General features: G+C 77.3%; 2 protein-coding genes and 1 pseudogene. All 3 read right to left on the reverse strand.

Features of this window, described 5'->3' with window-relative positions; all coding sequences use genetic code 11:
- Window positions 1-825, reverse strand: an 825-nt coding sequence (locus tag FF041_RS07175; RefSeq protein ID WP_407698119.1) for an ABC transporter transmembrane domain-containing protein, incomplete at its 3' end; no start/stop codon positions are given.
- Window positions 822-2537, reverse strand: a complete 1716-nt coding sequence (locus tag FF041_RS07180) for an ABC transporter ATP-binding protein/permease (protein WP_153521521.1) — start codon at window positions 2535-2537, stop codon at window positions 822-824. The genes FF041_RS07180 and FF041_RS07175, both read right to left, overlap by 4 nt.
- Window positions 2534-3220: pseudogene (locus tag FF041_RS37740) on the reverse strand (nitroreductase); the annotation flags it as partial. The pseudogene FF041_RS37740 and the gene FF041_RS07180, both read right to left, overlap by 4 nt.

The following is a 3220-nucleotide window of genomic DNA, read 5'->3' on the forward strand; positions in this document are numbered from 1 at the left end:
CGCCGCCGCCACCACCAGATCGCGTACCGCCGCCGCGTCCGCCTCGAAGGCGCGCTCGGCCCGCTGGGCCTCCCCCAGCCGCGCGCCCCTCGCCCGCAGCTCCCTCCGGCGCTCCGTCAACCCGCCGAAGGCCAGCAGCTCCCGCAGCCCGTCCACACTCTCCACGGCGTGGGCGGACAGCTCGGCCGACGCCGCGCGGGTGCGCGCACCGCGCACCGCCCGCCCCCGCCCCTCCAGCAGAGGGGCGAGCGCGAGCAGCGCCGCGGCCGGGACCACCGCGAGCAGCAGCCATGGCTCGACCGCGCCCAGCACCACGACGCCGCCTCCGAACACCGCACCCGACGCGACCAGCTGCGCCACGGCGTGCGCGTAGAAGAACTCCAGCGCCTCCACATCCCCCATCGCCGCCGACGCGAGATCCCCGCTGCGCCGTCCCGCGATCCGCGCGGGGGCGCTGCGGGCCAGCCCGTCGAATACGCGCACCCTCAGCTCGGCGAGCACCCGGTAGGCCAGATCGTGCGAGAGGTCCATCTCCCACCAGGTCGCGAGCGCCCGCGCCAGGACGAGCCCGATCAGCGCGGCGATGACGCCGGGGCCGGGCGCGGCCCGCTCCGCCACCGCCGTTCCCACGGTGTGCGCGGCCAGCGTGATCAGCGCGACGAGCGCCGACTGCCCGGCGAGGGCCGCGCACACGGTCCGCGCCGTCATGCCCCGGTGCACGCCCAGCACCGGCAGCAGGGCCCGCAGCGAGCCGCGCTCGCGCTCGTCCGGGGCCGGAGCCGTACTCGTATCCGTACTCGTATCCGTATGAGATGACGCGTTCACGCGGCACGCACCGCCTCGACCAGCCGTGCGTACACACCGTCGAGCGCCAGCAGCGCGTCATGCCCGCCGACCGCCTCGACGCGCCCGCCGTCCAGCACCACGATCCGGTCGGCGTCGCGCACGGACGCCAGCCGGTGGGCGACGACCAGACAGGTCCGCCCCCGCGCCGCCCGCAGCAGCTCCCGGACGATCGCGGCCTCCCGCCGTTCGTCCACGGCGCTGGTCGCCTCGTCCAGCACCAGCACGGGCGCGTCGGCGAGCAGCGCCCGCGCCAGAGCGAGCCGTTGCCGCTGCCCGCCCGAGAGGGTGGAACCCCGCTCGCCGACCACGGTGGCGTACCCCTCGGGCAGCCGGACGATCTCCTCATGGACGCCGGCCGCGCGGGCCGCCGCGTACAGCTCCTCGTCGTCCGCGCCCGGCCGTCCGAGCCGGAGGTTGTCGGCGACGGAGGCATGGAAGAGATACGTGTCCTGGGAGACGACGGCGATCTGTCGCCGCAGCGCCCCGAGCCGGTACGCGGTGGTCTCGGCCCCGCCGACGAGCACCCGCCCGCTGTCCGGGTCGCGTTCGCGCAGCAGCAGCCCGAGAAGTGTGGACTTGCCCGCGCCGGAGGGCCCGACGATCGCGGTGGTGCGCCCCGCGGGGGCGGTGAAGGAGACCCCGTCGAGCGCGGGCCGCCCGCCGCCGGGGTGGGTGAAGCCGACCGCGTCGAAGCGGACTTCGGGCGGTCCGCTCCAGTCTGCGCTCAGCCGTCCCCGGTCCGCCACGGCCTCCGGCGCGGTGCGCAGCGCGGCGATCCCGTCCGCCGCCGAGACGCCCAGATAGCCGGAGTGCCACTCCCGGGAGAGATCGCGGACCGGCCGGAAGCACTCGGACGCCAGCATGAGGACGAGATAGGCCCCGGCCGTTCCCGGTGCGTGGGGCATGGCGCAGGCGACGAGCACGGCGGCCACCGTCCCGCCCTGTACGGCCAGATCGGTGATGCCGGTGTCGACGAGGGAGACGCGCAGTTTGGCGACGGTGGCGCGGTGCAGCTCCGCCGAACGCCGTTCCAGCCGGGCCCGGACCCAGCCCACGGCCCCGGCGGCGCGGAGCGCGGGCATCCCCTGGAGGTACTCCAGATAGTCGGCGGAGAGCGCCTCGTACGCACCCCAGTGCCGCTGGCCGCGCCGCTCCAGCAGCCGGTCCCACCAGCGGGGTGCGAAGAGGGCGAGCACCAGGGCGGGGGCGAGCACGGCCGCCGCCAGGGGCTCGATGAACAGGACGGCGACGAGCAGCAGCGGCGGTACCGCGCAGGTGACGAGGGCCTGCGGGAGATACCGCGACACATAGGCGTCCACCCCCTCGACGCCGTCCACGAGCACGGCCCGTACGGCGCCGGCCCGCGCCCCCGCGTTCTCGGGCGGGCCGCCGTGCCCGAGCCGCCTCAGCAGCTCGTCGCGGAGCCCGGTGCGCACGGCCGCTCCGGCGTCGACGGCGATCCGCCGCTGCCGCCGGGTGAGGACGGCGCGCAGCAGCACGGCGGCGAGGACGGCGGCGAGGAGCGCGGGGAGCGCGCCGGTCTCGCCCCGGGCGATCCCCGCGAGGGCGAGGGCGAGCAGCACGGCTTGGACGAGGTGGGCGCCCGTGACGGCGGCGAGGAGCGCGGTGGCCTTGAGCAGCGGCCCGCGGGCGGTCCGGGCCGCGCGCAGCAGCTCCGGGTGGAGCATCATGTGGTGTCTTCTTCCGTGGTGGTGCGGTGGGCGGCTTCGGTGGTGGTGCGGTGGGCGGCTTCCGTGGTGGCGCGGTGCGCGGCTTCCGTGGTGGCGCGGTGCGCGGCTTCCGTGGTGGCGCGGTCGGCGGCGGTGGCGAGGGCGAGCCCGTGCAGAATCCAGTCCCGGCCCGGCTCCCCGCCGAGCGCGGCCCCGAGATCGGCTCGCTGCCAGGACCCGATGGGCCGGGACGCGAGTCCGAGGGCGGCGGCGGCGAGTTGGGCGTGTCCGATGCCGTAGCCCGCGCGGAGATGGTCGTGGAGGACGCGCCGCGGGGTGGCGTCGTGGGGGCAGCCGTAGGCGAGGAGCACGGCGCCCGCGCCGGCGATCCAGCCCTGGCGCGCGGCCCAGACGGCGAGGGTGGGGAGTACGTCTCCGGTGGCGAGGGTCCGCAGGGCGCCGTCGGGTCCCGCCTCCGCCAGCCCGGGCCGGTCCCCGCCGAGGGCCAGACACCAGCGCGGGCCCTCGGGGCAGGCGGCGTGGGCTTCGGCGAGTACGCGGGCGAGGGCGGCGCGGTCCGGGGGCGCGCGGAAGGAGCCGAGTTCGGCGGGGTGGGCGCTGCGGCGGCGGAGCAGCAGGGAGGGGGGCGGTGCGGGACTGCGGGGTGCGGCCCATGCGGTGATCGGCGGCCCGGAGCGGGCCAG

This window comes from Streptomyces jumonjinensis, from assembly GCF_009600885.1.
Taxonomy (GTDB): Bacteria; Actinomycetota; Actinomycetes; order Streptomycetales; family Streptomycetaceae; genus Streptomyces; species Streptomyces jumonjinensis.

Bases quoted from the DNA above. Each gene is read 5' to 3' on its own strand.
- FF041_RS07180 (WP_153521521.1), bottom strand. From the start codon at position 2,537: ATGATGCTCCACCCGGAGCTGCTGCGCGCGGCCCGGACCGCCCGCGGG.